Consider the following 26,876-nt stretch of genomic DNA (forward strand, 5'->3'; position numbering starts at 1 on the left):
TCACTCCCCGGTGAGACCGTCGGTCAGTTCGCGCAACAGGTCGAGGTGGCCGGCGTGCCTGCCGGTCTCCTCGATCATGTGCGCGACCACGAACCGGACGTTGACCTTGCGATCGCCGCGGAAGGGGACCTCGTCGTCCAGCCCCATCGCGGCGACGACCTTGCGGCTCCGCTCGCACTCGGCCTCGTAGGCGGCGATCAGCTGCTCGATCGGGGTCTGCATGGCGACCCGGAACTCGGCGTCCGGATCGGCTTCCAGGGCCTCCTTCCAGACGTCCTCCTGCCCGTTGAGCACGACGGTGAACCAGTACTGCTCGACGAGGGTCAGATGGCCGAGCAGACCGGCGACGGTGGTCAGTTCGCTGGGGACGAGCGGACGGCGGGCCTGCTCGTCGGTGAGGCCGGAGCACTTCCACACGACGGTGGCGCGGAGGAAGTCGAGGAAGCCGTTCAGCTGCGTGCGCTCGTCGCCGGTGAGCGGCGGTTCGGGGCGCTTCGGTTCGTCGGTCATGGTGGTGCAGTCTGCCGGTTTCCTCGGATGACCCGCTAACGAGTTACCCGGGGACGCAGTGTCCACCATCTGCCGCAGAGCCGTGGTCCATGTCCGAACGTGATCCCATCGTTCGAGTGAAACCAGCGGTAGTTAGCGCCGAGGAAACATGACGACCACCCGCCCGTCATGTCAGGCTGGTGCAGTTGTGCCCATCGCCGCCGGTTCCGAGAAAGGTCACTATGTCAGGCCCCCAGCTGAGCGCACTCGATGTCGCTTTCCTTTGCCTGGAAAGCGAAACGACGCCCATGCACATGGGCGCGGTGGTCACCTTCCGGCCGCACGGGCAGGTGCACGCGCGTGAGCTGGTCGCGCTGCTGGCCGAGCGGGCCACACGGCTCCCGAAGCTGCGTCAGCGCCCGCGCACCGCGCTGTTCCCGCTCGGTGCCGCCGTCTGGGCCGAGGACCCGGATTTCGTTGCCAGTGAACATATTTCACATCACCACCTGAGCTCCCTGTACGAACCGGACCCACTCTCCGCCTACGCCTCTCGCTGGATGGGACGGCCGCTCGACACCGGAAAACCCTTGTGGGACTTGCATCTCGTCACCGGCCTGCCGGACGGCGAGTTCGCGCTGCTGCTGAAACTGCACCACGCCCTCACCGACGGGGCGGGCGCGTACGCCGTCGCCGTGGGCCTGCTCGACGAGCTCCCGCGCGCGCCGAGGCGTCCGCGCGGCGGGTGCGTGCCGCCCGCGCCCCGCTCCCCTGTGGACGCTGTCAAGGAGGCCGTCGGCTCGACGCTGGCCCAGGCCGGGATCGCCTCTTCGGTCGTCCGCGCGACCCGTTCGCCGCTGTCGCCGATCAGCGCGCCGCCGTCGACCGAACGACGGCTCGGCCTCGTCCGGCTGGACACCGCCGAGATCCGGCGGATCCGCCGCGCCCACGGCGGGACCGCCAACGACGTCGTGCTGGCGATCCTCAGCGGCGCGCTGCGCGACTGGATGATCAACCGCGGCCAGCGCGCCGACGACCGGACGCTGCGGGCGCTCATCCCGGTCAGCGTGCGCGGGCGCTCCGCCGAGCAACTCGGTGGGAACAAGCTGTCCGGCTATCTCTGCGAGCTGCCGGTCGGCCTCGACGACCCGGTCGAGCGGCTGCTGGCCGTCCAGCGCGAAATGAGCCGGAACAAGGCGGCGGGCCCGGCCCGGGGCGCGGGCGCGTTCCCGCTGCTCGCCGAGCGGATGCCGCCGATGCTGCACCGGCTCGGTTCGAAGGCCGCCGGGCTGGCCGCGCCGCTGCTGTTCGACCTCGTGATCACCACGGTGCCGGTGCCGCCCAACCGGCTCACCCTCGACGGGACGAAGGTCGCCGGCGTGTACCCGTTCGTGCCGCTGGCGCCGCGGCAGGCGATCGGGATCGCGGTGGCGACCTATCGCGACTCGGTCCACATCGGACTGCAGGCGAACGGGGCGGCGGTCTCGGACGTGGGTTCGCTGCGGGACGGCGTGCTCAAGTCGGCTGCGCGGCTGCTCGTCACCGCCTAGCGCGTGCTATGAAAGGCCCCTTCATTGCAAATTTTGCAATGAAGGGGCCTTTCATCTCAATCGTGAGACCGATCAGCCGCGCAGCATCTCCGCGACCAGGAACGCCAGCTCCAGCGACTGCTGCGTGTTCAGCCGCGGGTCGCACGCGGTCTCGTACCGGCCCGAAAGGTCCAGATCCGAGATCTCCTGCGCGCCGCCGAGGCATTCGGTGACGTCCTCACCGGTCAGCTCGACGTGGATGCCGCCCGGGTACGTGCCGAGCTTGCGGTGCACCTCGAAGAAGCCCTGCACCTCGTCCACGATCCGGTCGAAGTGCCGGGTCTTGTAGCCGGTCGACGACTCGTGCGTGTTGCCGTGCATCGGGTCGCACTGCCAGATGACCTTGTGCCCGGACGCCTCGACCTTCTCGATGATCGCGGGCAGCACCTCGCGGACCTTGCCGTTGCCCATCCGGGCGATCAGCGTCAGCCTGCCGGGCTCGTTGCGCGGGTCGAGGCGGCGGACGTACTCGACGGCCTGCTCCGGCGTGGTCGTCGGGCCGATCTTGAGGCCGATCGGGTTGGCCAGCAGTTCGGCGAAGGCGATGTGCGCGCCGTCGAGCTGCCTGGTCCGCTCGCCCACCCACAGGAAGTGCGACGACAGGTTGTACAGCTTGGGGTTCGCCGCGTCCGCGCGATCCATCCGCAGCATGGAGCGCTCGTAGTCCAGCAGGAGCGCCTCGTGGCTGGCGAAGATCTCGGTGGACTGAAGCGAGGCGTCGGTGACGCCGCAGGCCGACATGAACCGCAGGCCGCGGTCGATCTCCGCGGCCAGCGCCTCGTAGCGCTCGCTGGCGGGCGAGGACTTCACGAAGTCCTTGTTCCAGTCGTGCACCTGGTGCAGGTCCGCCATACCGGCGCCGGTGAGCGCGCGGACGAGATTCATCGCGGCGCCCGCGTTCGCGTAGGCGCGGATCATCCGGCCGGGGTCGGGCACGCGGAGTTCGGGCTTGGCGACGAGCGAGTTGATGATGTCGCCGCGGTACACCGGCAGGCCGAGCGCGTCGGTGGACGCCGAACGCGGCTTCGCGTACTGGCCCGCGATCCGGCCGACCTTCACCACCGGCAGGCTCGCGCCGTAGGTGAGGACGACGGCCATCTGCAGCAGGGTGCGCAGGTTGGCGCGGATATGCGGTTCGGTGTTCGACTCGAACGTCTCCGCGCAGTCACCGCCCTGGAGCAGGAACGCCTCACCGCGGGCGACCATGGCGAGCCGGTCGGAGAGGCGGTCGATCTCGGCGGGGACGGTGATCGGCGGCACGCTCTCCAGCACGCCGCGGACGCGCTTCGTCAGCTCCACGTCCGGCCATTCCGGCTGCTGCGCGGCGGGCCGGGAAAGCGCGTCGTCGAGCCGATCACGCAGCTCGGGCGGCAGGGGAGGCAGTTCGGGGAGCGTGTCGACGGGAACGTCCACTGTCCAGTTCACCGGACCAGGATATGCCGCGCCGAAAGCCGCCCGCCCACCGGGACGAAAGTCCCAAAAGGTGGACGGGCGGCGGGCTGATCAGGCGGCCTGCGCCTTGTTGTAGAGGTTCTGCGCGTCCGTGCCGAAGTACGGGCCGAACATGTAACCGGGCAGGAAGGTGTAGCCGAAGCTGTTCACCGAAGCCTGGACGCCCGCGCCGGTCGCCTCGCTGAAGTTGAGGAACCACGGGCCGCCGCTCGAACCACCGGTCATGTCGCAGCTCATCCCGTGGTCCTTGGTGAGCAGGAAGTCGGTGAACGTGCTCCCGCTGCAGTAGATCAGTTTCGAGCCGTCGTACGGTGCCGCCGCCGGATACCCGAACGTGTACATCGACTGGTTGCGCGCCTGGTTGAACGCGATCCCCTGCGCGCCGACCACGTCGGTCAGCTTCTGCCCGTTGAGCGGGCTGACCACGGCCGCGCCGATGTCGTAGTTCATGTCCTCGCTCGCTTCCCACTGCGGAGTGGTCAGCGTGCTCTTCGCGGCCCAGGTGCCGTAGGGCGTGTTGCCGTTGTCGTAGCCCGGCGCGAAGGTCCAGTTCGTGTGCCAGGCGCCCTGGTACTTCACGCAGTGTCCGGCGGTGATCACGACACTGCCGTTGGTGCTGGTGACCGCGTCACCGGAGCACGACGCGTTCCGCCCGCCCATGGTGAAGAACACCCGGCCCGCGGTCTGGACGACCTTGCCGGCCCCGGTCCACGCGCCGCCACCGTTGGGGATGCTCTGGATGATCGTGCTCTTGCCCTTCGCGACATCCTTCGGTGTGAAGGCGGGCGCCTGGACCAGCCGTTCGATCGGCACCGCCGACCGCATCCGCTCGGGCGTCCAGTAGGCCGCCACCGCCTGCGCGTCGACCGCCGCCTGATAGTGGACCGGTCCGGCGTGCGCCGGACTCGCGACGGCGGTCAGCGCCGTCACCGCCAGCCCCACGAGCGCCGCCAGGATCCCCGTCCGGGAAGCCGTCCTCTTCATGGCGTACCACCTTTCGCCACCGGTGAATTGCCGTATGACTTGCACGACATTTCGAAAGTATTTGTCCTGCTACCGGGCGTACAAGCGGCCGTTCGGCCCAACTACGGCGAAGGGCGGCGGGTTAACTTCGCTCGTGGGGATATCGACAGACGGCTTCGCCCGGCTGGGCACGCACGTGGTGGCTCCCGTCGCCTGGACACTCCTGGCACCGATCGCGATCTTCCTCGGCGACGACGGTGGCCTGATCTGGCCGTCACTTCTGACGCTGGCCGGATCGGTGCTCCTGGCATTCGCCGTGGGCTGGGTGATCAAACGAGGGACCGGTTTCGGGATTTCGCCGCACACGTCGCCCGAATCCGCCGCGGTCACCATCCTGGCGCTCACTTTCGGGCCGGTGATGCTCCTCGGCGGACTGCTGGTGGCCTGGGTGTGCTGGGCACGCGTCAGGCTGGGGGAAGACACCTTCGCCGAAGCCACCGCCGGGATCCTGCTGGGAATCCTGGTCGGCGGCCTCGGCTGGATCGGTTTGCTCGTCTTCCTGTTTTCCTGATCAAGCCGGGCACTGCGTGTCGGTGGCCGGGAGGGCCCCGTCCCGCAGATAGCGCACGACGGTGTCGTTGCCGCAGGCGTTCTCCTTGGTGAAGACGCCGTGCCCGCCGTCGTCCACGGTGACGAACTTCGCCCGCGCGCCCAGCGCCGACCGCAGTTCGCGGGCGCCGACGAGCGGCGTCGCCGGGTCGCGGAGGTTCTGCACCAGCAAGATGTTCGACGGGCCGCGGTCGTGGATCCGCACCGGAGGCTCGCGGCGCTCCACCGGCCAGAACGCGCACGGGGTGATGTTCGCCGCGGCCGGGCCGAACATCGGGTGCGTCACGCGGGCCCGTTCGACCGCCTTTTGGTAGTAGCGCACGCTTTCCGGCCAGTCGGAGTCGTTGCAGAGCACGTGGAGCTGAAGCGCGGCGTGGTTGTCGGAGTCGAGCGGGCCGCTCTGCGCCTTCGCCGGCGTAGCGGCCCACTTCTCGGCGAGGCCGGGGAAGTTCACGTCGTCGTACAACGCTCCCCAGGTGGCGGTCCGGATTCCCGGGTGCTTTTCGGCGAGTTCGAGGAACTTCGCCGTCACCTCGGCCTGCGTCCGCCCGAGGTGGTAGACGTCGTCCCGCGCCGCCGCCCAGGCCGTGAAGTCGCCGATGCGGTCGTCGAAGCCCTCCGCGAAGCGCTGGTGCGCGCGGACGTCCAGCCCGTCGGGACCGACGAGGCTGTCCAGGACGATCCGATCCGTGCGCGCGGGGAACATCGACGCGTAGGCGGCGCCGAGATAGCTCCCGTACGAGACGCCGTAGAACGAGATCTTCCGCTCCCCCAACGCCTCGCGGATCCTGTCCATGTCGCGCGCGGTGTTGGCCGTCGTCATCTGCGGAAGGAGTTCCGCTGTCTTCGACTCGGCGCATTGCTTCGCCACCACACGGGACTTCGCCGCCTTCTCGGCGACGTCGCGCGGACCCTCCGCGTACGGGCCGACGAGGATGAACTTCTGCTCCTCGGTGAGGTCGCAGGTCACCGGTGTGCTGTAGGTGGTCCCGCGCGGGTCGAAACCGATGACGTCGTAGCTTTCGAGCAGGCCGGACTGTCCCTGTCGCTCCGCGAGCTGGGTGGGCATCGCCAGGCCGGGGCTACCCGGCCCGCCGGGATTCATCAGCAGCACGCCGCGGCGCTTCGGCGAGTTGCTCGCCTTCCGGGAGACGGTGAGTTCGATGGTCCGACCACCCGGGTCGGCGTAGTCCAGCGGCACCTTGAGTCTCGCGCATTCGAGCCCCGCGGTCGGCGAGGGGGTGACGCCGTAGTCCGGACAGGGAGACGTCCAGCGCAGCGCCGGAGCCGCCTCGGCGGTCGCCGGGATGGCCATGGTCAGTGGCAGGAAAGCCAATATCGCCAACGTTTTTCTCATACGGAGAGCTTGGCGTGACCGGCCGCCCTACCGCGTCGGACCGCGGCCTGATCCGGACCCTCCACCTTGGGTGGGAGCGTCCCCTGCCGTTCGTCGCCCCCGCGGGGGCGTTGCGAAAGCCACTTTCGCAACGTTGAAGGTTGCGAAAGTGGCTTTCGCATCACCGCTTTCGACGCCTCGCGCAGGGAAGGCGCTTAAACGACCGCGAGCGGCAACGCCGTCGGGTGCACCGGAGCCGGCAGGTCCGAAGCACCGGTCAGGTAGGCGTCCACCGCGCTCGCCACCGAGCGTCCCTCGGCGATCGCCCACACGACCAGTGAGGCACCGCGATGCGCGTCGCCGCAGACGAACACGCCGGGCGAGGAGGTTTGCCAGTCCGCGCCGCACGAGAGCGTGCCGCGTTTGGTCAGCGACAGCCCGAGCCCGTCGAGCAGCGGCATGTGCTCGACACCCTCGAATCCGATCGCGAGCAGCACGAGGTCGGCGGGCAGCTCCTCGACCTCGTCGTTGACCGGGGTCACCATGCGCTTGCCGGTCTCCGGGTCCTTGACCACGCGGACCTGCCGGAGCTCGACCGCGCGCACGTTGCCCTCGTCGTCGCCGATGAACCGGGTGACCGCGACGGCGAACTTGCGCTCGCCCGCCTCTTCGTGCGCGGGGTAGGTGCGCAGGATGTACGGCCAGGTCGGCCACGGCGACCGCTCGTCGTCCCTTGTGGACGGTGGCGTCGGGTACTGGTCCAGCTGGGTCACCGAAAGCGCGCCCTGACGGGTCGCGGTGCCGTACGAGTCGGCCCCGGTGTCGCCGCCGCCGATGATGACCACGTGCTTGCCCGCCGCGTCCACCGCCGACGGGCCGTCACCCTCGACGTACTTGTTGGCCGGGACCAGGTGTTCCATCGCCAGGTGGATCCCGGCCAGCTCGCGGCCGGGCGTGATCTTGTCGTCGCGGCCGCGCAGCGCGCCCACGGCGAGGACCACCGCGTCGTAGCCTGCCCGCAGTTCCTCGACGGTCAGGTCGACGCCGACCTCGCAGCCGGTGACGAACTTCGTGCCCTCCTTGCGGAGTTGCGCGAGCCGCCGGTCGAGGACCTTCTTCTCCATTTTGAACTCGGGGATGCCGTACCGCAGCAGGCCGCCGAGCCGGTCGTCCCGTTCGTAGACGGTCACTTCGTGGCCGGCGCGGGTCAGCTGCTGCGCGGCGGCGAGCCCGGCCGGGCCGGAGCCGACGACCGCGACCCGCTGCCCCGACGACACCGCCGAGATCTGCGGCTGCACGTAGCCCGCTTCCCACGACTGGTCGGCGATCGTCTGCTCGACCCGCTTGATGGCGACCGGGCCGCCGGACAACGGCGAGACCGACAGGACACAACCCGCCTCGCACGGCGCGGGGCAGAGCTTCCCGGTGAACTCGGGGAAGTTGTTGGTGGCGTGGAGCCGGTCGCTCGCCGCGGCCCAGTCGCCGCGGCGCACGAGGTCGTTCCACTCCGGGATCAGGTTGCCCAGCGGGCAGCCGGAACCACTGGAATGACAGAACGGGATACCGCAGTCCATGCACCGTGTGGCCTGTTCGCGCACCTTTTCGTTGCGCTCGGCGGGTTCCACGTCGGCGTACACCTCGCCCCAGGTGGCGAGACGGTCCTGCGTGGACTTCTTCTTCGGCTCTTCGCGGTCGTACTTGAGGAAACCCGTCGGATCAGCCACGAGCGGCCTCCATGATCGCTTCGTCGACGTCGCGGCCCGCGGCACGCGCCGCCTTCGCCGCGTCAAGGACACGCTGGTAGTCGCGGGGCATCACCTTGGTGAACGCCGCCGAGCGACGCGGCCAGTCGCCGAGCAGCGACGCGGCCACGGCCGAACGTGTGAGGTCGTAGTGCTTCTGCACGGTCTTCTTGAGCCAGGCGAGATCCTCGGACCTGGGGGTCAGGAGATTCACCATCTCCTCGTTGACCTTGCCGCGGTCGAGGTCGAGCACGTAGGCCTCGCCGCCGGACATGCCCGCCGCGAGGTTGCGCCCGGTCGGGCCGAGCACCACGGCCTGCCCGCCGGTCATGTACTCGAAGGCGTGGTCGCCGACACCCTCGGCGACGACCACCGCGCCGGAGTTGCGCACGCAGAACCGTTCGCCGACCTGGCCGCGCAGGAACATCTCGCCACCGGTGGCGCCGTAAGCGAGCGTGTTCCCGGCGATGGTCTGGCCTTCCGCGGCGAACTTCGCGTCCGGATGCGGGCGCACGATGATCCGCCCGCCGGAAAGACCCTTGCCGACGTAGTCGTTCGCGTCGCCGACCATGTCGAGCGTGATGCCGCGTGGCAGGAACGCGCCGAGCGACTGTCCGGCGGAACCGGTCAGCAGCACGTGGATCGTGTCCTCGGGCAGGCCCTCGCCACCGTAGCGGCGGGTGATCTCGGAACCGAGCAGCGTGCCGACGGTCCGGTTCACATTGCGCACCGGCAGTTCGAGCCGCACCGGATGCGCGTCCTCCAGCGCCGCCTCGGCGAGCTGGATCAGCGTCCGGTCGAGCGCGTGCTCCAGACCGTGGTCCTGCGTCCGCGTGCGCCGCTTCGCCCCGCCGTACGGGGTCTCGGCCGGCATTTCGAAGATCGGCGCGAGGTCGAGACCGGAGGACTTCCAGTGCTCGACCGCCTCGTCGGTGTTCAGCATCTCGGCGTGCCCGATGGCCTCGTCGAGAGTGCGGAAACCGAGCGCCGCCAACGTTTCCCGCACCTCGTCGGCGACGAACCGGAAGTAGTTCACGACGTGGTCGGCCTGGCCGGTGTACCGCTTGCGCAGCTCCGGGCTCTGGGTCGCGACGCCGACCGGGCAGGTGTCGAGGTGGCAGACGCGCATCATGACGCAGCCCTCGACGATCAACGGCGCCGTCGCGAAACCGTACTCCTCCGCGCCGAGCAGCGCGGCGATGACGACGTCCTTGCCGGTCTTCATCGCGCCGTCGACCTGCACGGTGATCCGGTCGCGCAAACCGTTGAGCAGCAACGTCTGCTGCGTCTCGGCGAGCCCGATCTCCCACGGGGTGCCCGCGTGCTTGAGCGAGTTCATCGGGGAGGCGCCGGTGCCGCCGTCGTGGCCGGAGATCAGCACGACGTCCGCGTGCGCCTTGGACACGCCTGCCGCGACCGTGCCGACGCCGAGCGAAGACACCAGCTTCACGTGGATGCGGGCGTTCTCGTTGGCGTTCTTGAGGTCGTGGATCAGCTGGGCGAGATCCTCGATCGAGTAGATGTCGTGGTGCGGCGGCGGCGAGATGAGCCCGACGCCCGGCGTCGAATGCCGCGTGCGCGCGATCCACGGGTAGACCTTGTTGGGCGGCAACTGCCCGCCCTCGCCCGGCTTCGCGCCCTGCGCCATCTTGATCTGGATGTCGTCGGCGTTGACCAGGTACTCGCTCGTGACCCCGAACCGGCCGCTCGCGACCTGCTTGATCGCGCTGCGCCGCGCCGGATCGTAGAGCCGCTCGGGGTCCTCCCCGCCCTCACCGGTGTTGGACCGGCCGCCGATGCGGTTCATCGCGATGGCGAGCGTTTCGTGTGCCTCGGCCGAAATCGAGCCGTAGGACATCGCACCGGTGTTGAAGCGTTTGAAGATCGCCTCGACGGGCTCGACCTCGTCCAGCGGGACGTGCTCGCGTGTGCCCTCGCGGAAGGAGAACAGCCCGCGCAGCGCGCCACCCTGGCGGTACAGGCGGTGCACCTCGTCGGAGTACTTCTTGTACACCTCTTCGCGGCCGGTCTTCGTCGCGTGCTGCAACAGGAAGACGGTCTCCGGGGTGAACAGGTGCAGTTCGCCCTCGCGGCGGTACGCGTACTCGCCGCCGGTCTCGAGTCCACGGTGGACCCGGTCGGTCGGATTGTCCGGGTACGCCCGGCGGTGGCGTGTGGCGACCTCTTCGGCGAGCACGCTCAGCCCGACGCCGCCGAGCTTCGACGACGTCCCGGTGAAGTACTCGTCGAGCAGATCCTGGGCCAGGCCGAAGGATTCGAAGACCTGCGCCGCGGTGTACGCGCCGACGGTCGAGATGCCCATCTTCGACATGATCTTCAGGACACCCTTCACGAGCGCCTTGACGTAATTGCGGATCGCCTTGGCAGGCTCGATGCCGGTGACCGCACCGGTCGAGATCATGTCCTCGATGGTCTCGAAGGCCAGGTACGGGTTCACCGCCGCGGCGCCGTAGCCCAGCAGCAGCGCGATGTGGTGGACCTCGCGGGCGTCGCCCGTCTCGACGACCAGCGCGACACGAAGCCTTTCCTTGGTGCGCACCAGATGGTGGTGGACCGCGGAGACCAGGAGCAGCGACGGGATCGGCGCCATGCGGTGGTCGGAGTCGCGATCGGACAGTACGAGCGTGCGCGCGCCCGCCGCGATCGCCTCGGAGGCCTCGCGCCGGACCCGCTCGATCGCCGACGCCAGCGCGTCGGCCCCACCGTCCACTTCGTACAGTCCGGAAAGGACACTGCACGCGAAGCCGGGTAGGTCGCCGTCGTCGTTGATGTGGATCAGCTTGGCGAGCTCGTCGTTGTCGATCACCGGATACGGCAGCTGCACGTGACGGCAGGAGGCCGGGCCGGGGGCGAGCAGGTTCCGCTCCGGGCCCATGATCCGGCTCATCGAGGTGACGAGCTCTTCGCGGATCGCGTCCAGCGGTGGGTTGGTGACCTGCGCGAAGTTCTGCTTGAAGTAATCGTAGAGCAGCCGCGAACGCTGCGACAGCACCGCGGGCGGGGTGTCGGAACCCATCGAGCCGATCGGCTCGGCGGCCTTGAGCACCATCGGCGCGAGGAGGATCTTCAGCTCTTCTTCGGTGTAGCCGAAGGAAAGCTGGCGCCGCAGCACGGAATCGTGGCTCTGCACGATATGGTCGCGGTCCGGGAGGTCGGCGATCTGCAGCAGACCGGCGTGCAGCCAGCCCTCGTACGGGAGTTGCTTCGCCAGCTCCGACTTGACCTCTTCGTCGTCGACGATCCGGCCTGCCTCGGTGTCCACCAGGAACATGCGGCCGGGCTTGAGACGCCCCTTGGCCACGACGTCCGCGGGGGCGACGTCGAGCACGCCCGCCTCGCTGGCCAGCACGACCCGGTCGTCCGCGGTACGCCACCAGCGGGCGGGGCGCAGGCCGTTGCGGTCCAGTACCGCGCCGACGAGGGTGCCGTCGGTGAAGGTGACGCAGGCCGGGCCGTCCCACGGCTCCATGAGGCTGGCGTGGAACCGGTAGAACGCACGACGCTGTGCGTCCATCCCGGCGTGGTTCTCCCACGCTTCGGGGATCATCATCAGCACCGCGTGCGGCAGCGACCGGCCGCCGAGATGCAGCAGCTCCAGCACCTCGTCGAAGGAGGCGGAGTCCGACGCGTCGGCCGAGCAGATCGGGTACAGGCGGGTCAGGTCGCCGGGGATGAGGTCCGATTCGAGCAGCGCCTCACGGGCGCGCATCCGGTTGCGGTTGCCCCGGATGGTGTTGATCTCGCCGTTGTGCGCGACGAACCGGAACGGATGCGCCAGCGGCCACGACGGGAAGGTGTTGGTGGAGAACCGGGAGTGCACGAGCGCGATGGCGCTGGTGAGCCGGGTGTCGGTCAGGTCGGCGAAGAAGAGCGGGAGCTGCTCGGGGGTCAGCATTCCCTTGTAGACGATGGTCCGCGAGGACAGCGACGGGAAGTACGTGCCGCAGCCCGCGGTCACGCTCTCGTTCTCGACGCGTTTGCGGAGACAGAAGGCGAGGCGGTCCAGCTCGAGCCCGGAGGGACATCGCCCGTCGGCCTCGGCGCCCGCGACGAACAGCATCACGAAATGCGGCATCACCGAACGCGCCGTCGGGCCGATACCGGCGCGGTCGACGTCGATCGGGACCTCACGCCAGCCGAGGACGTCGAGGCCCTCTTCACCGGCGATCCGCTCGATCAGAGCGACGGCCTTGTTCCGCTCCTCGAGGTCCGAGGGCAGGAAACCGATCCCGGTCGCGTATGTCTGGTGACCGTCGGCGTCCGCCTCGGGCAGGATGAAGTCCACTTCGGCCCGCAGGAGCTCGTCCGGGAGCTGCAGCAGGATACCCGCGCCGTCACCACTGGTCGGCTCCGCGCCGGCGGCACCGCGGTGGTCGAGGTTCGTCAGCGCGGAGAGGCCGTCGGTGACGATGCCGTGCGAACGCCGCCCGCGAATGTCGGCCACCATGGCCACCCCGCAGGAGTCCTGTTCGGATTCGGGATCGTAGAGACCCTGTTTGCCTGGAATGGCGGAGAAGATCATGAAGGGACCTCCTTCGTCGTCTGTGCTCAGCGGCCGGACGGGGCCGGCCGGGGGAATGCGCACGGGACGACGATGGCCCGTTCGTTAGCGCGACTTTAACACCTGTGAAACACGTCGGCATCAGTTCGGCGGACGGGAAAGCCCGCCGATGGGTAACGATATGGACGCCCGGAACGACACAGTTCCTGATGAGGTCACAGTAGTTCGTTCCGCTAAGTATATGTCCCGTTCCGGGATGTCACGAGACGCGGTGAGGCGACCCTAGTCACTCCGGGCGCCGGGCGCGAGCCCCGATCCTGTTGGGCCGTCCGGCGCAATCCCGGACTTCACGGCAACCTGACACCGTCCCGGATCGACCTTGAGGTGAAATCACCTCTCCTCTGGGGGCTTGATGCTCCAGTCCATCCGAAGAACCGTGATTCTCGGCGCCGCCGCGCTCACGTCCTCCGCCTGCTCACGGCCACGCCCGCGCTGGCCACCTCCGAGACGGTCACTTCGGCGCCTTCATCGTGAACGGCTGGCCGGAGCCGGTCCCGCTCCTCGCGAGCGGGACCGGCTTCAGCTAGAACGTGTTACAGTTCCGCGCATGATCCTGGACCGTTTCCGGCTCACCGATCAGGTCGCCGTGGTCACCGGCGCCGGACGCGGGATCGGCGCGGCGACGGCCGTGGCGCTCGCCGAGGCCGGTGCCGACGTGGTGATCTCCTCCCGCACCGAAACCCAGCTCGCCGACGTGGCCGCCCTGGTCGCCGCCACCGGCCGCCGTGCGCACGTGGTGCCCGCCGACCTGAGCGATCCGGCGGCCGCGGGCGAGCTGGCGCGGATCGCGACGGCCGAGTTCGGGCGGCTGGACCTGGTGGTCAACAACCTCGGCGGCACCTATCCCCGGCCGCTGCTGGAAACCACCGCCGATTTCCTCGAAGAAGCCTTTCGTTTCAACGTCTCCACCGCCCACGCGCTGACCGTCGCGGCGGCCCCGTCGCTACTGGAGACGGGCGGATCGGTCGTCAACATCTCGTCGGTCATGGGCCGCGTGACCGGACGTGGCTTCGCCGCGTACGGGACGGCGAAGGCCGCGCTGGCGCACTACACCCGGCTCGCGGCGGCCGATCTCGCGCCGAAGGTGCGGGTGAACGCGATCTCGGTCGGCTCGGTGACGACGTCCGCGCTCGAAGTGGTGGTGGGCAACGACGAAGTGCGCGGCCGGACGGAGGCCGCCACTCCCCTGCGCCGGATCGGCGAGGCCGAGGACATCGCGGCGACCGTCGTGTTCCTGGCGTCGGGCGCGGGCCGGTACGTCACCGGCAAGATCATCGAAGTCGACGGTGGATTGCAGGCCCCGAACCTCGACCTTGGCCTGCCCGATCTGTAGGAAACCGTCGGCGGAGCCGAGAGATATCGGGAAAATGACCATACGTGTGAACCCGCCCCGGCCGTGACGTGGTCTTCCAGGCAGCGTCCTGCCGACGTCGATCGCGGACGCGGGTTCACCAACCAGACATCAGGAGGCGAACGCCGTGCGCGTGGTCCAGTGGAGTACCGGGAACGTCGGCCGACACGCGCTGGCGGGAATAGCCGCGCGGCCCGATCTCGAACTCGCCGGGGTCTGGGTCTCGAGCGAGGCCAAGGCGGGTGTGGACGCCGGGGAACTGGCCGGGCTCGGGCGCCCGCTCGGGGTCTCCGCGACGACCGACGCGGACGCGCTCATCGCGCTGAAGCCCGATTGCGTGCTGTACACGGCGATGGCCGACGACCGGCTGCTCGAAGCCGTCGAAGACCTGAAACGCTTCCTGCGCGCGGGGATCAACGTGGTGTCCAGCAGCCCCGTGTTCCTCCAGTACCCCGAAGGCGTCGTCCCGCCGGAGATGATCGAGCCGATCCGGGAGGCCGCCCGCGAAGGCGGCGCTTCGCTGTGGGTCAACGGTGTCGACCCCGGCTTCGCCAACGACTGGCTGCCACTGGTGCTCACCGGCGTGTGCGAGCGGATCGACGAGGTGCGATGCCTGGAGATCCTCGACTATTCGACATACGACAACGGCAAGGTGCTGTTCGACATCATGGGCTTCGGCCGGGAAATGGACGATCTGCCGCTTTTGCTCCAACCCGGCGTGCTGTCGCTGGCCTGGGGCAGCGTCGTGCGGCAGCTCGCGGCCGGGCTGGACGTCGAACTCGACGCCGTCGAGGAGGTCTACGAACGGCTTCCGGCTCCCGAGACGTTCGAGATCGCTTCGGGAACGATCAAAGAAGGCACCGCGGCGGCGTTGCGGTTCGAGGTGCGCGGCATGCGCGGCGGGCGGGCGGTATGCGTGCTGGAGCACATCACGCGCCTGCGTGGCGACCTCGGGCCGGACTGGCCGCAGCCGACCGGGCAGGGCTGCTACCGCGTCCAGGTGACCGGCGAACCTCGGTACGAACTGGACCTGCGCTTGGTCGGCACGGACGGCGACCACAACACGGCCGGGCTGAAGGCGACCGCGATGCGGCTGGTGAACGCGATCCCGGCGGTGGTGGCGGCTCCGCCCGGGCTGCTGACGGCGCTGGATCTGCCCTTGGTGACGGGGCGAGGCCTGGTCGCTCGCTGAGGTGCTCGGTCCGTGAAGGCCTCCTTGAGGGACTCTGGGTCCCTCAAGGAGGCCTTCACGGACTCGAGGCGCCCGGATGCTATGAAGGGGCCTTTCCTTGCGAAATTTGCAAGGAAAGGCCCCTTCATAGCGCTTGAGAGAGAGCTGGCAAGTCCGTGAAGGGGGCCTTCACGGACTTGGACCGGCCGGAGCGCTACTTCTCCGCGTCGGGCTTCGGGTCCTCGGTCGCCTTGTCGGCGGCCGAGTCCCGTACGGTGTCCGGAGCCGCCGCGACCTCCGCGTGCGTCTCCTCAGCGGAAGGGTCGGCGGCCGAGGAGTCCTCCCGCGGCACGTCCTTGCTCCACAACGTTTCCGGCGCTTCCCGCGGCCCACGCTTGGCCGCCAGCACGAAGTACACGATCGCCGCGGCGAACAGCAGGATCGAGGTCCACACGTTGACCCGCAGGCCGAAGATGTGGTTCGCGGTGTCGGTCCGCATCATCTCGATCCAGAACCGGCCCGCGGTGTACCCGGCGACGTACAGCGCGAACACGCGCCCGTGGCCGAGGCGGAACTTCTTGTCCGCCCAGATGATCAGCAGCGCGACACCGAGGTTCCAGATCAGCTCGTAGAGGAACGTCGGGTGCACCGGGCTGTCCGGCAGCGGGACGTGCCCGATCGCGATGCCGTTCAGGAAGTCGTCCGGGTTGGTCGGGTTGTAGCGCTGGTAGATCTCCAGGCCCCACGGCAGGTCGGTGTGCGCGCCGTAGAGCTCCTGGTTGAAGTAGTTGCCGACCCGACCGATCGCCTGCGCGATCACGATGCCCGGCGCGAGCGCGTCGGCCATCGCGGGCAGCGGGATCCCCTTGCGGCGGCAGGCGATCAGCGCGCCGACCGCGCCGAGCGCGATGGCGCCCCAGATCCCGAGGCCACCGTCCCAGATCTTCAGCGCGTCGAGCGGGTTCTTGCCCTCGCCGAAGTACAGCTGGTTGTCGGTGATGACGTGGTACAACCGCCCGCCGACCAGGCCGAACGGCACCGCGAAGACCGCGATGTCGATGACCGTGCCCTTGGTGCCGCCGCGGTTCACCCAGCGCCGCTCGCCCAGCCAGATCGCCACGATGATGCCGGCGATGATGCAGAGCGCGTAGGCCCGGATCGGGACCGGCCCGATATGCCAGACGCCCTGGTCGGGACTGGGGATGGTCGCGAGGAACGCTGCCGAGGCGGTATTCACGTCGGCCACCGTAGCGCTTCATCCGCTTCTTGGGGGCGTCAGCCCTCGACGGCGGCCAAATAGCCCGCGATCAGCGCGGACGCGACGTGCCCGATGGCGGCGTCGGGCGGCAGGAACACCTCGTCGTGGAGACTGGGCGCGCCCGCGGTGTCGCCGAGGCCGACGAACATCATCAGCCCGCGCGTCATCCCGCAGTAGTGCGCGAAGTCGTCGGCGCCGAACGACCGGAAATCGGTGTCGACGCGCACCCCGGTCCGGATGAGCCGCCGGTGCGCGCGCTGGGTGAGCCCGGCGTCGTTGTGCAACACCGGTTCGCACGGGCTGATCTCCAGCTCCGCCCGGCAGCCGTGTGCCTGCGCGGTGCCGTGGACGACCTCGGCGATCCCTTCCAGGGCGAGGTCGCGGTCTTCGGCGCGCATCAGCCGCAGCGAGCCCGACAGGCGGGCCTCGTTCGGCACGACGTTCGCCGTCGTCCCGGCTTCGATCCGCCCGACCGAGCAGACCGCGCCGAACACCGGGTCGACCCGGCGGCTCGCGAGCTGCTGCAGGCTCACCACGATCTGGCTGAGCGCGAGGATCGGATCCCGCAGCAGATGCGGGTAGCCGGCGTGCCCGCCCTGACCGCGGACGACGACGTCGAACTCGTCGGTGGAGGCGTTGACCGGCCCCGGTACCGCCGAAACCACCCCCGCCGCGAGCCTGGGCTGCACGTGGGCGCCGATGACCGACTCGACGCCGTACTCGGCGAGCACGCCGGAGTCGACGATGTCCAGCGCGCCGGACGGCGACGTCTCCTCTCGCGGTTGCAGGAGCGCGAGGAGCGGCCGGGGCACCCCGACGGCGGCGGCCGCGCGGCAGGTGGCGACGAGCGCGGCCAGGTGGACGTCGTGCCCGCACGCGTGCATCAGCGGTGTCTCCGAGGCCCACGGGATCCCCGTGCGCTCGGTGACCGGCAGCGCGTCCAGTTCGGCGCGCAGCGCCACGGCCGGTCCCGGCGCGGTACCGGGGAGCAGCACGGCGCGCCCGGTCTTGGCGACCGGGACCCCTTCGTCGAGGCCCAGCACCTCGGCGACGACCCGCGCGGTGTCCTCCTCGTCCCCCGACGCGCGCGGATCGGCGTGCACCCGGTGCCGCAGTTCGATCGCGGCCGGCAGTTCCGCCTCGACGGCGGCCTCCCACCGGTCCTGCAGTTCGTCCAGTTCCGTCATGTCCCCTCCAGCCCGTAAACCCGTTCGGCGTTGCGGTGGCCCACCAGCGCCGCTATCCGATGCGCGTCCACTTCGGACAGTACGTCCGAAGTGAGCCCCGCGTACAGGAAGTCGGACAGTCCTTGCCGGAACAGCGCGGTGCCGAGGTGGTACAGCTCGGCCAGCCCGAACGCGTCCGTGGAGAACAGCAGCTTCCCGAACGGCACGATCTCCATTGTCTCCGCGATGATCGCGGGCGCACGATGACCGGCGTTGTGCGTCGCGAGTCCCACGTCGACGAACACGTGCTCGAAGACCTGCGCCAGATACGCGGCGTTCCGGTGGAAGGGGTAGTTGTGCAGCAGCATGATCGGCACCCCGTGTGACCGGGTGGCCCGCAGCAGCGCGGTGAGCAGCAGCGGATCGCAGCGGTGCAGGTCCACGTCGGAATCGCCGAAGCCGACGTGGAACTGGATCGGCAGGGCCAGGTCGATCCCGGTCCAGATCAGGAACCGGTGCAGCACCTCGTCCGCGAGCCGGACCGGTTCACCCGCCTCGATCCGCGCGAGCCAGCGGCCCGCCGCCTCGGTGACTTCGGTGTCCGTCGGCCGCTCCCCCGCCAGGTCGAGGCCGACCCGGTAGGCGGCGATGGACTTGAACCCGACCGCGGTCGTGGCGCGTCTCGCCAGTTCCGTGGCGAACGACGGCGCGAAGCCGGCCGCGGTCGTGGAGCCGATCACCGTTTCGGCGACCTGTTCGAGCCGGACGATGTCCCGCGCGCGGGCGCCGGACAGGGCCGCGAACTGCTCGGTCGTGGTCAGCGTGTCCGGCAGGAAGCCGCCGTCGAGCAGGAACTCGGTCGTGCCGGTGGCGCGCAGGAACCGCGCGTTGACCTCGGTGGCGCCCAGTTCGGCGCGGCGGGCCAGGTAGACCTCGGCCGGGACGTGCGGCGGCAGGTCGAGCACCGGGGCGCAGCGGGCCCGGACCGCGAGCCCGATCAGCGAGTCGAACAGGGTCGTGCCCAGTGACGAGACGGTGTCGGCCTCGGTGAGCAGCTGTTCGAACTCGATCCGGCCCAGATCACCGGTGACGACGCCGTGGCAATGGTGGTCCACCAGCCTTGTCCGGGCGACGAACGGCAGGATCGGGGTTCCCGGCATGAGCGCGTCCCTTCTCGTGGTCGACGAGTGCGGCCTCACCCTATGACCGGATCCGGGCGTGGCAAGGGGCTCCGATCGGGGCCAGGATGAGGAACCATGGTGAACCGGGAAGCACTGACCGCCCGCGCGACCGCCCTCACCGGGGAGCTCCGGGCACGGGGTGTCGAGCTCGTGGCGCTGACCTTCGTGGACAACGCCGGGATCGCGCGCGTGAAGGCGGTGCCGCTGCGGACGTTGCCGTCCGCGGCGGCGTGGGGTGTCGGTGCTTCGAAGTCCTTCGACTTCTTCGGCTCGGACGACGTCATCACCGGCGGTGAGCATTCCCTCGGCCCGGTCGGTGACCTGCGGCTTCATCCGGACCTCGACGCGCTGACCGTGCTCGCCGGGCAGCCCGGCTGGGCCTGGGCACCGGTGACGAAATTCGACCAGGATGGCGAACCGCATCCGCAGGATCCGCGTGCTCTCCTGGCGAGGGCGGTGGATCGGCTCGCCGCCCGCGGGCACCGGGCACGGATGAGCTTCGAAATCGAATGGGTGATCACCGCGGCGGGCGCCCCGGACGATCCGACGTCGGCCACCGCGGGTCCGGCTTACGGCTACGCGAGACTATCCGAGCACGCGGACTATCTCCGTGCCCTGGTGTCCACTTTGGACCAACAGGGGGCCGGGGTGGAGCAGATCCATCCCGAGTACGCCGACGGTCAGTTCGAGCTGTCCGTCACCGCGGCCGACCCGGTCCGCGCGGCCGACGTCGCCGTCCTGACGAAGGAGACGATCCGCGCGCTCAGCCACCGGCACGGGCTGAAGGCGTCCTTCACCCCGAAGTTCGCGCCCGCCGGCGTCGGGAACGGCGGGCATGTGCATCTGAGCGTCTGGGACGGCGCGCGGAACCTTTTCTCCGGCGGGGAAAGGGTTTTCGGGCTGACGCCGGTCGCCGAGTCGTTCAGCGCGGGCATCCTGCGGCGGCTGCCGGCGCTGCTCGCGATCGGGGCGCCGTCGGTCGTCAGCTATCTGCGGCTGGAGCCGCACCATTGGGCCGGGGTGTACGCCGCGTGGGGGCTGGAGAACCGGGAGACGCCGCTGCGGCTGGTGCGCGGCGTCGCCGGGAACCGTCACTCGGCGGCGAACCTCGAGGTCAAATGCTTCGACCTGACCGCGAATCCGTATCTGCTGGCGGCCGCGCTGCTGTTCGCCGGAATGGCCGGAACCGACGAGGCAGCGTCACTACCGGAGCCGCTCGACGTCGACCCTGGCACCTTGACCGAGGAGGATCGCGCCGCCCGCGGGATCGAGCGGCTGCCCCAGCGGCTGGAGGAGGCCGTCGCGGCCTTCGAGGCGGACAAGGACCTGGCGGCCGCGTTCGGCGCTCCGCTGGCGACGACGATCGTGGACGTGCGGCGGGCGGAGATCGAGCGGTTCGCGCACGCGAGCCCGGCGGAGATCACCGAAGCGCAGCGGTGGCGGCACTGAGACCACCGCCGCGCCTTCGATCAAGCGGGGGCGACGGTCTTCCGCACACCAGCGGCCAGCTCGGCCGAAAGCTCCCGGACCGCGTCCAGGCCGCTCGCGGCGGCGGTCACCAGCGCGGAGCCGACGATGACGCCGTCCGCGAATCCGGCGACCTGCGCCGCCTGCTCGCCGGAACGGACGCCGAGCCCGACGCCGATCGGCAGGTCAGTGTGCGCGCGGGTGCGCGCGACCAGGTCCTCGGCGTGTACGCCGACCTGGTCACGGGCGCCGGTCACGCCCATCACGGCGGTCGCGTACACGAAACCCGAGGAGGCTTCGACGGTCTTGGCGATCCGCTCCTCCGAGGAGGACGGCGCGACCAGGAAGATCCGGTCCAGACCGTGCTGCTCGGAGGCGGCCATCCACTCGTCGGCCTCGTCCGGGATCAGGTCCGGGGTGATCAGTCCGAGCCCGCCCGCGGCGGCCAGGTCCCGCGCGAAGCGGTCGACGCCGTAGCGGTGCACCGGGTTCCAGTACGTCATCACGACGGCCTTGCCGCCACGCGACGACACCGACTCGACGACCTCGAACAGGTGCTTGAGCTTGAAACCGCCGGAGAGCGCGCTCACCGACGCGGCCTGGATCGTCGGGCCGTCCATGACCGGGTCGGAGTAGGGCACGCCCACCTCGACCAGATCGGCGCCGCCGTCGACCACCGCGGCCAGCAGGTCCTTGGACCCGTCGACCGTCGGGAAGCCCGCCGGGAGGTACCCGATCAGGGCTCCGCGACGCTCCTCGCGCGTCTTGGCGAAGAGTTCGTCCAACCCACTCATGCGTTCTCCACCAGGCCGAAGTACTTCGCGGCCGTGTCCATGTCCTTGTCGCCACGACCGGACAGGTTCACGATGATCAGCCCCTCGGGGCCGAGTTCGCGGCCGAGCACCAGCGCGCCGGCCAGCGCGTGCGCCGACTCGATCGCCGGGATGATGCCCTCGGTGCGCGACAGCAGCTTGAACGCGTCCATCGCCTCGGCGTCGGTCACCGGCCGGTACTCGGCACGGCCGCTGTCCTTGAGCCACGAGTGCTCCGGGCCGACGCCCGGGTAGTCCAGGCCAGCGGAGATCGAGTGCGACTCGACGGTCTGGCCGTCCTCGTCCTGCAGGAGGTACGTCATCGCGCCGTGCAGGTTGCCCGGGGTGCCCTTGGTCAGCGTGGCGCCGTGGCGGTTGCCCTCGATGCCCTCACCGCCCGGCTCGAGCCCGACCAGGCGCACGGAGGCGTCGTCGATGAAGCCGTGGAAGATGCCGATCGCGTTCGACCCGCCGCCGACACAGGCCGCGACGGCGTCCGGCAGGCGCCCGGCCTGCTCCAGGATCTGGACGCGGGCCTCCTCGCCGATGATCTTGTGGAAGTTCCGCACCATCATCGGGAACGGGTACGGGCCCGCCGCCGTGCCGAACAGGTAGTGCGTGGTGTCGGCGTTGGTGACCCAGTCGCGCAGGGCCTCGTTGATCGCGTCCTTGAGCGTGCGCGAACCGGTCTTCACCGGGACGACCTCGGCGCCGAGCAGCTTCATGCGCGCCACGTTCAGCGCCTGCCGCTCGGTGTCGACCTGGCCCATGTAGACGATGCATTCCAGGTCCAGCAGCGCGCAGGCGGTGGCGGTGGCCACGCCGTGCTGCCCGGCCCCGGTCTCGGCGATGACCCGCTTCTTGCCCATCCGTTTGGTGAGCAACGCCTGGCCAAGCACGTTGTTGATCTTGTGCGAACCGGTGTGGTTCAGATCTTCGCGCTTGAGGAAGATCCGGGCGCCGCCGGCGTGCTCACCGAAGCGCTTGGCCTCGGTGAGCAGCGACGGACGTCCGGCGTAGTCACGCAGAAGACGCCGGAACTCGTTGACGAATTCCGGATCGTGCCGCGCCTTGTCGTATTCGGCCGCGACCTCGTCGACGACGCCGATCAGGGCCTCGGGCATGAACCGGCCGCCGTACGGGCCGTAGTAGCCCCGGCCGTCCGGATCGTGCTCGCCGTGCGGTGTCTCGGTGTACTCCACGCTCATCGAGAAGGCCTCGGGCAAGCGGGGTGCGAACCGGCGGTGACCAGCTTGACCAGCGCGCCCTTCGGGTCACCCGAAGCGACGAGCCCTTCGCCCACGAGGACGGCGTCGGCGCCGTGACCCGCGTAGGACATCAGGTCGCCGGGGCCGCGCACGCCGGACTCGGCGATCTTGAAGACGTCCATCGGCAGGCCGGGGGCCAGCCGCGAGAAGACGTCCCGGTCGACCTCGAGGGTGTGCAGGTTGCGGGCGTTGACGCCGATCACCTTCGCGCCGGCTTCGAGGGCCTTGTCGGCCTCTTCGGCGTTGTGGATCTCGACCAGCGCGGTCATCCCGAGGGATTCGACCCGGTCCAGCAACGCGATCAGGGCGTTCTGCTCCAGGGCCGCCACGATCAGCAGGACCATGTCCGCGCCGTGCAGCCGCGCCTCGTGGACCTGGTACGGGCTGACGATGAAGTCCTTGCGCAGCACCGGGATGTCGACCGCCGCGCGGACCGCGTCGAGGTCGGCGAGCGAACCGCCGAACCGGCGCTGCTCGGTCAGCACGCTGATCACCCTGGCGCCGCCGTCGGCGTAGTCCTTCGCCAGCGCGGCCGGATCGGGGATCTCAGCCAGGTCACCCTTGGAGGGGCTGCGCCGCTTCACCTCGGCGATGACGCCGATACCGGACTCACGCAGGGCCGCGAGCACGTCACGTGGGGGCGCGACCTGGGTCGCGCGCTTCTTCAGTTCGTCGAACGGCAGAACCGCCTCGCGCTCGGCGAGATCGGCACGGACGCCGGCGACGATGTCTTCGAGCACGCTCACCGGAGTTCCTCACCGGCCGTCGTACTCACGGATTCCTTCGCAAGGTCGCTCACAAAAACCTTCCCCTTCCCGCCGAAACGATGCTAACCCCCGCACGGATACGGCCTGGTTCCGGGTATGTCCGTTACTCCGAATGCCAACCGTGTCATCTTTCGCGGCGAAGATCTCGAAAACGCGCGTTTTCCGCGGCCATCACCGGGTCGCGGTGGGATCTTCGCCTTCGGACAGCGCCTCCCACAGCTCGGTCTCCGGATCCTTGGCGGCCTTCTTCTTCGCCCCCGGCGCCGAGTACTTCGTGCCGAGGCGAGGCATCCGGCCCGCGCCCTTGATGGCTGCCAACCCGCCCGCCGTCACGAGAATTCCCCCGAGGATCGCGAGACCGCGGGCTCCCAGCATCTGGCCGACCGGGAGGCCCTCGGCGAACCCGCTCAGCGAGCCGCCGGCCACGCCGATCCACACCGCGGCGACACCGGCCACGGCGAGTACCACGCCGAGCACCCGGCGTGGCCAGCCGCCGGTGGCGATCAGCCCCGCCGTGCCGGCGAGCGCCAGCAACGCCAGGGGAATCAGCGCAACCGCACGCTGTGAACCGGTTTCCGTGTACAGCACCGTGCCGCGCACACCACCGTCGCGGAACTCCGCGAACCAGACGAGCTGCGAAGAACCCCACAGCGCGACCGCGCCCAGCAGCAGGCCCACCACGGCGATCCACAGTGGACGCTTGGCCTTCTTCGCGGGGGCCTCAGACACGAGTGCTGTCACCCGCCGGGTCGAGTTCGTCCGCCGCGATCATCGTCTGCGCCGCCGCGACGGCGGACAGCACGGTGCGGGCCTTGTTGAGCGACTCGTTGTCCTCGTAGTCGGCCACCGAATCCGCGACGACTCCCCCGCCTGCCTGGACGTACGCGGTGCCGTCCTTCATCAGCGCGGTGCGGATCGCGATCGCGGTGTCGGCGTCACCGGCGAAGTCGAGATACCCGACGACGCCGCCGTAGAGCGCCCTGCGGGTCGGCTCCAGTTCCTCGATCAGCTGCATCGCGCGGACCTTCGGCGCACCCGAGAGCGTCCCCGCCGGGAAGCAGGCGGTGACGGCGTCGAAAGCCGTCTTGTCGTCGAGGAGTTCGCCGGTGACCGTGGAGACGATGTGCATGACGTGGCTGTAGCGCTCGACGTCGAAGAAGTCGACGACGCGCACCGTGCCGGGCTTGCAGACCTTGCCGAGGTCGTTGCGGCCGAGGTCGACGAGCATCAGGTGCTCGGCGCGTTCCTTCTCGTCCGCGAGCAGGTCCTTGGCCAGCTGCGCGTCCTCCTCCGGGTCGGCGCCGCGCCAGCGGGTGCCCGCGATCGGATGCGTTGTCGCGCGGCCGTCCCGCACGGTGACCAGCGACTCCGGGCTGGATCCCACGATGTCGAAGCCGTCCAGGCGCAGCAGGTACATGTACGGGCTCGGATTGGACGTGCGCAGTACGCGGTAGACGTCCAGCGCGTCGGCCTGGGTCTCGATCTCGAATCGTTGCGACGGCACGATCTGGAACGCTTCGCCCGCCTTGATCGCCTCGACGGCCTTCTCGACGGCCGCGTGAAAGTCCGGCTTGGAGCGGCGGCGGGTGAATTCGGGCGCGGGACGGTCGAAGACGGCGGCCGTGGCCGGGGCCGCGACGTGCAGCTGCTTGGTCATCGCGTTCAACCGCGCGACGGCGTCGTCGTACGCGGCGTCGACACGCTCGGGCGAGTCGTCCCAGTTGACCGCGTTGGCGATCAGCGTGACGGTGCCCTCGTGGTGGTCGAAGGCGGCCAGATCGGTCGCCAGGAGCATGGTGAGCTCGGGGATGTCGAGGTCGCGCTCGGCGAGTTCGGGGAGCCGTTCGAGCCAGCGGACGGCGTCGTAGCCGATGTAGCCGACCATGCCGCCGGTGAGCGGCGGCATCCCGGGCAGCTGCTCGGTGTGGAGCGCGGCGACCGTCTCCCGCAGCACGGTGAGCGGGTCGCCTTCGGTCGGCAGGCCGACCGGCGGGGTGCCGGTCCACACGGCCTTGCCGTCACGCACGGTCAGGGCGGCGGGGCTGTCGACGCCGATGAACGACCATCGGCTCCAGGACGCGCCGTTCTCCGCCGATTCGAACAGGAACGTCCCCGGCCGGTCGGCGGCGAGCTTGCGGTAGACCCCGATGGGGGTCTCACCGTCGGCGAGCACGCGGCGGACGACGGGGATAACGCGACGGCCCTCGGCGAGCGCGCGGAACTCGTCGCGCGAAGGGCTGACCGAGCCGAGCCCCGACGGGCTGGCATTTGCGGCGCTGACCATGTCGCTCATTGTGCTGCAACGCCCGTGCGGGCGAGGACGCGGGGATGAATTCAAAGGATGTTGAATTTCGGGCCTGGTCCGTTCATGATGACGCCATGGCTGCTGACGACACTACCGCGCGGCGCCGGGGACGGCGCCCCGGCGGACAGGACACCCGCACCGCACTGCTCGAAGCGGCCCGCGCGGTGTTCGGCGAGAGCGGCTTCGACGGCGCGACGGTGCGCGCGATCGCGACGCGGGCCGGGGTCGACGCGGCGATGGTCAACCACTGGTTCGGCAGCAAGGAAGGCCTCTTCGGGCAAGCCATCCTGAAGCTCCCCTTCGACCCGCGCGAACTCGTCGCCGAGCTGAAAGACGGCCCCGACGACGAATTCGGGCAGCGGATCGTGCGGACCTTCCTCACCCGGTGGGACGGCGCGGGCGGCGACGTGTTTCAGGCGCTCGTCCGCAGCGTCGCCGGGCACGAGCAGGCGGCCCAGGTGCTGCGCGGGTTCTTCCAGAACTTCTTCACCAAGGTGATCGGCGACATCGGCTCCGACGACATCGAACTGCGGACGACCCTGTGCGCGTCCCAGCTGGTCGGCATGGGCATGGTCCGGTACGTCGCGAAATTCGAGCCGATGGCTTCGAGCGAGATCGAGCCGCTGGTGACCGCGATCGCGCCGACGATGCAGCGGTATCTGACCGGGAAGGTCGACTGAGCCGACGGACGACTCGCGTGTCGTCCGTCCGATCAGTCCGTGTCCGGCTCGTTCTCCTTGACGGGCACCGTGTGGAGCCTGCCCTTGAAGAACCGCCCGCTCGGGAAGATCACGATCATGTCGGTTTCCTCGCCGCCGACGAAAACGGGAGCCTTCCGGACCCGGGGAGCGATCCGCAGCGACCGTCGCGTCTGGAGCAACTTGTGGTCATGCTCGAGATGGACGTCGATCTTGGCGCCCAGGCACGCCGGAATGCTCAAAAAAGCGGAGAAAGACAGCGGAGTCGACGACGTGCCCATCGAACGCCACCAGCTTCGTGGGATCTCCTGGCGCGTAGGCCAGAGACCTGCCCGCGGATAGGTGAGCGTGATCTTGTCGCGCTTCGGTTTGGACGACAGCTCGACCTTTTCCACCGTGCCCTCCACGTGGATCCGGTCTTCGCCGGCTCCACGGCCGCCTTCCGGGAAAGATCGATACGTACCTGGTAAGCGACGAAGAAAGCCGGCCACAGCACCGTGAACGCCGGCGCGCGTACCTTGAAGTGCGACAGTTTCCTGATCAGCGGGCGGCCACGGCTTCGGGTATCAGCGGGCCATGCCTTCGGTGACGTCACCGTCCGAAGTGGACCGCGGCCGCCCGGCGACGTGCGGACGTCTTCTCGGCCGGTCGGGCTTACCCGGCCTTCTCTTCC

General features: G+C 69.6%; 21 protein-coding genes. 6 read left to right on the forward strand and 15 right to left on the reverse strand.

The annotated features are described in order from the left end of the window. The gene (locus ACLJQ7_RS30245) at positions 1-510 is read right to left on the reverse strand and encodes a DinB family protein (RefSeq protein ID WP_410651562.1); all 510 of its coding nucleotides are present in this window, start codon (positions 508-510) and stop codon (positions 1-3) included. 221 nt (positions 511-731) lie between these two features. Between ACLJQ7_RS30245 and ACLJQ7_RS30250 the strand changes: the two genes are divergently transcribed. Continuing rightward, positions 732-2,036 (forward strand): wax ester/triacylglycerol synthase family O-acyltransferase, encoded by a 1,305-nt coding sequence (locus ACLJQ7_RS30250; protein WP_410651563.1) that lies wholly within the window; start codon positions 732-734, stop codon positions 2,034-2,036. Between the two features lie 72 nt (positions 2,037-2,108). Here ACLJQ7_RS30250 and ACLJQ7_RS30255 read toward each other — a convergent pair whose 3' ends face one another. Then, positions 2,109-3,500: a class II 3-deoxy-7-phosphoheptulonate synthase gene (locus tag ACLJQ7_RS30255; protein ID WP_410651564.1), complete on the reverse strand. Its 1,392-nt coding sequence runs from the start codon at positions 3,498-3,500 to the stop codon at positions 2,109-2,111. Between the two features lie 78 nt (positions 3,501-3,578). After that, on the reverse strand, positions 3,579-4,511 hold the full coding sequence (locus ACLJQ7_RS30260) for a trypsin-like serine peptidase (protein ID WP_410651565.1): 933 nt from the start codon (positions 4,509-4,511) through the stop codon (positions 3,579-3,581). Positions 4,512-4,644: 133 nt separating this feature from the next. On the opposite strand from ACLJQ7_RS30260, the gene ACLJQ7_RS30265 reads away from it, so the two are divergent. Then, a complete protein-coding gene (locus ACLJQ7_RS30265; RefSeq protein ID WP_410651566.1) occupies positions 4,645-5,061 on the forward strand; it encodes a hypothetical protein in 417 nt (138 codons plus the stop codon). Here ACLJQ7_RS30265 and ACLJQ7_RS30270 read toward each other — a convergent pair whose 3' ends face one another. From ACLJQ7_RS30270 to gltB, 3 genes are all read right to left on the reverse strand, one after another. Beyond that, positions 5,062-6,456 (reverse strand): alpha/beta hydrolase, encoded by a 1,395-nt coding sequence (locus tag ACLJQ7_RS30270; RefSeq protein WP_410651567.1) that lies wholly within the window; start codon positions 6,454-6,456, stop codon positions 5,062-5,064. A gap of 194 nt (positions 6,457-6,650) precedes the next feature. Further along, a complete protein-coding gene (locus ACLJQ7_RS30275) occupies positions 6,651-8,159 on the reverse strand; it encodes a glutamate synthase subunit beta (protein WP_410651568.1) in 1,509 nt (502 codons plus the stop codon). Continuing rightward, complete coding sequence (gltB, locus tag ACLJQ7_RS30280; protein ID WP_410651569.1) at positions 8,152-12,720, reverse strand: glutamate synthase large subunit; 4,569 nt, start codon at positions 12,718-12,720, stop codon at positions 8,152-8,154. The genes ACLJQ7_RS30275 and gltB overlap by 8 nt, the downstream gene beginning before the upstream one ends. A gap of 586 nt (positions 12,721-13,306) precedes the next feature. On the opposite strand from gltB, the gene ACLJQ7_RS30285 reads away from it, so the two are divergent. Both ACLJQ7_RS30285 and ACLJQ7_RS30290 read left to right on the forward strand, forming a co-directional pair. Beyond that, a complete protein-coding gene (locus tag ACLJQ7_RS30285) occupies positions 13,307-14,092 on the forward strand; it encodes an SDR family oxidoreductase (protein ID WP_410651570.1) in 786 nt (261 codons plus the stop codon). 145 nt (positions 14,093-14,237) lie between these two features. Beyond that, positions 14,238-15,302, forward strand: coding sequence for a diacylglycerol kinase (locus ACLJQ7_RS30290; protein WP_410651571.1), 1,065 nt, complete (start codon positions 14,238-14,240; stop codon positions 15,300-15,302). A 193-nt stretch (positions 15,303-15,495) separates the two neighbouring features. Here the strand turns inward: ACLJQ7_RS30290 and lgt are convergent, their stop codons facing one another. The 3 genes from lgt to ACLJQ7_RS30305 are packed head-to-tail and all read right to left on the reverse strand — an operon-like array spanning position 15,496 to position 18,865. Beyond that, entirely contained in the window at positions 15,496-16,527 is a 1,032-nt protein-coding gene (lgt, locus tag ACLJQ7_RS30295; RefSeq protein ID WP_410651572.1) for a prolipoprotein diacylglyceryl transferase, read from the reverse strand. A gap of 29 nt (positions 16,528-16,556) precedes the next feature. Further along, complete coding sequence (locus ACLJQ7_RS30300) at positions 16,557-17,726, reverse strand: M20 metallopeptidase family protein (RefSeq protein WP_410651573.1); 1,170 nt, start codon at positions 17,724-17,726, stop codon at positions 16,557-16,559. Next, entirely contained in the window at positions 17,723-18,865 is a 1,143-nt protein-coding gene (locus ACLJQ7_RS30305) for an amidohydrolase family protein (protein WP_410651574.1), read from the reverse strand. Before ACLJQ7_RS30305 ends, ACLJQ7_RS30300 begins: the two co-directional genes overlap by 4 nt. Positions 18,866-18,961: 96 nt before the next feature. Here ACLJQ7_RS30305 and ACLJQ7_RS30310 point away from each other — a divergent pair, with 96 nt between their 5' ends. Next, positions 18,962-20,335, forward strand: coding sequence for a glutamine synthetase family protein (locus tag ACLJQ7_RS30310; protein WP_410651575.1), 1,374 nt, complete (start codon positions 18,962-18,964; stop codon positions 20,333-20,335). A 20-nt stretch (positions 20,336-20,355) separates the two neighbouring features. Here ACLJQ7_RS30310 and trpA read toward each other — a convergent pair whose 3' ends face one another. From trpA to ACLJQ7_RS30335, 5 genes are all read right to left on the reverse strand, one after another. After that, a complete protein-coding gene (trpA, locus tag ACLJQ7_RS30315; protein WP_410651576.1) occupies positions 20,356-21,147 on the reverse strand; it encodes a tryptophan synthase subunit alpha in 792 nt (263 codons plus the stop codon). Continuing rightward, positions 21,144-22,373, reverse strand: coding sequence for a tryptophan synthase subunit beta (gene trpB / locus ACLJQ7_RS30320; RefSeq protein ID WP_410651577.1), 1,230 nt, complete (start codon positions 22,371-22,373; stop codon positions 21,144-21,146). The genes trpA and trpB overlap by 4 nt, the downstream gene beginning before the upstream one ends. Continuing rightward, positions 22,370-23,179: an indole-3-glycerol phosphate synthase TrpC gene (gene trpC / locus ACLJQ7_RS30325; RefSeq protein ID WP_020630310.1), complete on the reverse strand. Its 810-nt coding sequence runs from the start codon at positions 23,177-23,179 to the stop codon at positions 22,370-22,372. Before trpC ends, trpB begins: the two co-directional genes overlap by 4 nt. A 192-nt stretch (positions 23,180-23,371) precedes the next feature. Further along, positions 23,372-23,929 carry a Trp biosynthesis-associated membrane protein gene (locus tag ACLJQ7_RS30330; RefSeq protein ID WP_410651578.1) on the reverse strand — a complete coding sequence of 186 codons (558 nt, stop codon included), beginning with the start codon at positions 23,927-23,929 and terminating at the stop codon, positions 23,372-23,374. Continuing rightward, complete coding sequence (locus ACLJQ7_RS30335) at positions 23,922-25,484, reverse strand: anthranilate synthase component I (protein WP_125789630.1); 1,563 nt, start codon at positions 25,482-25,484, stop codon at positions 23,922-23,924. Before ACLJQ7_RS30335 ends, ACLJQ7_RS30330 begins: the two co-directional genes overlap by 8 nt. 95 nt (positions 25,485-25,579) lie before the next feature. On the opposite strand from ACLJQ7_RS30335, the gene ACLJQ7_RS30340 reads away from it, so the two are divergent. Then, positions 25,580-26,185 carry a TetR family transcriptional regulator gene (locus ACLJQ7_RS30340; RefSeq protein ID WP_410651579.1) on the forward strand — a complete coding sequence of 202 codons (606 nt, stop codon included), beginning with the start codon at positions 25,580-25,582 and terminating at the stop codon, positions 26,183-26,185. Positions 26,186-26,217: 32 nt separating this feature from the next. Here ACLJQ7_RS30340 and ACLJQ7_RS30345 read toward each other — a convergent pair whose 3' ends face one another. Further along, the gene (locus tag ACLJQ7_RS30345) at positions 26,218-26,598 is read right to left on the reverse strand and encodes a hypothetical protein (protein WP_410651580.1); all 381 of its coding nucleotides are present in this window, start codon (positions 26,596-26,598) and stop codon (positions 26,218-26,220) included. Positions 26,599-26,876 lie beyond the last annotated feature (278 nt).

This window comes from Amycolatopsis sp. cmx-4-54 (assembly GCF_046548895.1).
In the GTDB taxonomy this organism is placed as follows: domain Bacteria; phylum Actinomycetota; class Actinomycetes; order Mycobacteriales; family Pseudonocardiaceae; genus Amycolatopsis.